The following is a 3,166-nucleotide window of genomic DNA, read 5'->3' on the forward strand; positions in this document are numbered from 1 at the left end:
GTCAGGGAGTGACCAGAGCCACGCCGTTCCTCCTCCGACGTCTACGTTCTGGCCGATCGCAGCGATGAGGTCTTCGCTCCGGCGGGCGAACGTCAAGCGATGCCGGCTTTCCTCACCTTCATCAGCCTTAAGGCTGCACTGGAGGTCGATCCCGAGATCGTCGGCTTCCTCGATGACCTTGTCGATGAGGTTCCGGATGACCTTGTGGCTGTTTGCGGTGATCCCGACCGTCTTGCCCTGCCGGACGAGGGCGCAGACCATCTGCGCTGCCGTGAAGGTCTTCCCTGCGCCCAGCGGGCCCTGCACGGGCAGAACACCTTCGCCGAGATGCTCCGCCAGCCGTAGCGCGGCATCCAGCGTGATTTCGCCGGCCTCCCTCACAGGATGCCCGGCGACGGGAGGCGGGCGCCTTAACAGCAGATCCCGCGCGGCTCGGTATGGGCCGGGGCCTTCGATCCCGTTCGCCGCAACATGCTCCCCAATGCGGAGGAGAGCTTCCGCGATGACCTCGGCGCCGACGACCTTGTGGGCGAAAACCGCTTCCGGATGAAGTGTTGCGGTGTCCTGGCGCTTCTTGATATCGACGGTGCGTTCCTCGAGCGAAATCGCTTCCACTTTTCCGAACTTGTCGCCGCCGCAGTTGCGAAGGTCTTCGCCACCGCGCAGGGAAGTCTCCTGCTTTGGGTAGCTGTAGCGATGAATGGGCGCTCGAGCCGTTCCGCCGGCTTCCCCGACGAACACAAGCCCTGACAGCCCCGCCCGTTCGTCGAGCAGCTCTTCGGCTGATACCGCTGCAAGGCGAAAGAGCTCCCACCAGGTCGCCTTGGCCTCCCGCCGGTGCCAATCCAGCAGGTTGGCAAGCAGCCAACGCGCCTGCTGCTCTTCCGAGCGATCCGCAGGATCGTCAGGGATCCCTTGCAGAAGCTGCTCGATAACGGGAGCGATGCGCGCAAGCCAGGCAGCGACGTTCTCGTTCGGGGCACCGTCATCCCCGCGTGCGGGCCGTGGGATATCCACGCCGGCGGCGATGAAATCGGCCCGCCGATCCTCGAGCCATGAGCGGAGGGCAGCCGTCGAGAGGCAGTCATCCTCGTTGTAGCCGCGCACGGCCACACGGGTTTCCTCGCTGATGGACGTGGCATCGCCGAGCTCGAGATTGGCCTGAAAATTCGTGAGCGCGCTGTTCGCCTCCGGGAGCGGCACTTGCCTTACGAAGCCATAGAAAGGTTCAAGACGCTTGATGGAGTAGCTCTCGACGCTGGCGCGAATGGCATGGCGAACCACCGAATAGAGGTCGACGAAAAGCTCCGCGCGTAGCATCCGGTCAATTTCGTCTTCTCGCGTGCCGTACCTTCCCATCAAGCGCTTGAGGGCCGCTGGCTCATATGGCGCGTAATGGTAGATGTGCAGGTCCGGATGCATCTCCCAGCGCGCCATGACGAAATCGACGAACCGCTCGAAAGCCTGCCGTTCTTCAGCGCGGCTTAAAGCCCACTCGCCGCGATAAGCGTTTTCGCCGTGATCGTCGCTGGCCAGGTAGCCGAAGAGATATTCGAGACCGTGCTCTCCTATGAATGGATCACCTTCGAGGTCTAGGAAGATGTCGCCGGCCGACGGTTCAGGAAGGCGCGCCAGTCCGAACCCCGGTTCGATCTCAAGCATTTCGAATTTGCGCTCTCCGGTTTCCCGCGCCTCCACCTGTACGCGCGCCTGTTCCCGCACGCGGTGGTAAGAGCCGAGCGACCCACGTTCGGGACGCCAGGGAAGGGGTAGGGGGAGCGATGCGATGCCGGCCATCGTCGCGGCGCCATATTGCGCGAATTCGTTGATCTGCACTTTCGTGACGCTGGCGATCAGGGAGGGATGGTCGTCCTCTCGCCTCTTGCCATCGCAAGTGTCGTGCCAGCGGCAAATGTCGCAGTGAGCGGTCGGGTCGGGATACGTGGCTGGAGCATCCTCCTGCTCGAGTGACTGCTCGAACCGACGCTTCGCCTGGCGATAGTAGGCCGCATAGTCGGCGAAGCGGAACGTCTGCGGCACGAAATCGGACCAAGGCGCGACGACATGCATGTGATCCGGCGCAAGGCCTTGCGCGCGTTCCAGCAGGTCGGAATAGAGGCAGAGCTGAAGTACCGTTCCGGCCTTCGTCTCCCGTGCGAGCTTCGTATCGAGCACCTCGTACGACCAAGAGCCAAGGTTGCTTGGCTTCTCCACGCGCCGCAGGATGTCGGCCCGACCGCCCCAACGGCCGTGGCGCAACGCTCCCTGGACGATGACCTCGGTGCCCGCTGCCATCGACCGGAGGGTCGCAGCAACGGCCGCGTCAGAGACGTCGACGCCATCGATCCGTGCTGCCTCCAATCCGCTGTCGATCAAATGCTGCACGAAGTTCCGTTCGTGCACGGCGCCGCGCTCCCGCAGAACTTCCAGCTGCGGGTCCCAACGGGAGGGCCTGGCGAGCTGTCCCTCCGCAACGGCCCGGTCAAGGACGCTCAGATGATGGCAACTTAGATGGCCTACCAAGTCACTCGCACTAAGCCGAAGTTCGCCCGCAACCAGCTGCATACCCGTGTCCCCCATTGCTGCTGCGGAGCCTATTTCCATTCCCTGTCGTTAATAAACCCTAGCGGGAGAAACTTTCGCCACGTAGCGGCACCCGGAAGCCGCAAGATAATGGGGTGCGTGGTACTCGCGTGGCCGCCAGGCAGCCCTATTGTCCGGCTCTCTTTGGCGGCGATGACCAAGGAATGTACTCTTCGACATCGAAGTTGTTTGCTATCGGCGGCAATCTCTGTTCGAAGATTGTCCGATACCCGCAGACCATGCCATGATGTCAACGGAATATCCTGAGGGTCCGGGGGGACGACTATGGAATGGTTCCTGATCGGCGCGGCGTTGGTTGCGTGGCTGATCTATCGGGGAAGCAAGCAAAATCTCGCGGAGGCGACACCACAGAGGTTGCGCCAACCTGCCGCGGAAAGGCTTGCTTCGAAGAACGATCGCGCTGACCCCCCGAAGCAGCCTTGGCAGGACCCTCGATCTCACCCCGACAGGCGCTTCACCGATGGAAGCAACCAGTGGGAACGGCGCCCGGTCACGGCTAGCATGCTCGCAGGCGATAGCGGCCGTCAGCCCAAGGTTCCGGCGAAATGGATAGCTTCTGGAG

At 62.8% G+C, this 3,166-nt stretch carries 2 protein-coding genes; one reads left to right on the forward strand and one right to left on the reverse strand.

Going from position 1 to position 3,166, the window contains the following annotated elements; translation table 11 throughout:
* A partial coding sequence (locus tag EOA38_RS31780; protein ID WP_348627544.1) for a TM0106 family RecB-like putative nuclease occupies nucleotides 1-2,604 on the reverse strand: 2,604 nt, incomplete at its 3' end.
* Between the two features lie 264 nt (nucleotides 2,605-2,868).
* On the opposite strand from EOA38_RS31780, the gene EOA38_RS39850 reads away from it, so the two are divergent.
* Nucleotides 2,869-3,166, forward strand: a 298-nt coding sequence (locus tag EOA38_RS39850; RefSeq protein WP_210213001.1) for a hypothetical protein, incomplete at its 3' end; no start/stop codon positions are given.

The organism is Mesorhizobium sp. M1E.F.Ca.ET.041.01.1.1 (assembly GCF_003997355.1).
Taxonomy (GTDB): domain Bacteria; phylum Pseudomonadota; class Alphaproteobacteria; order Rhizobiales; family Rhizobiaceae; genus Mesorhizobium.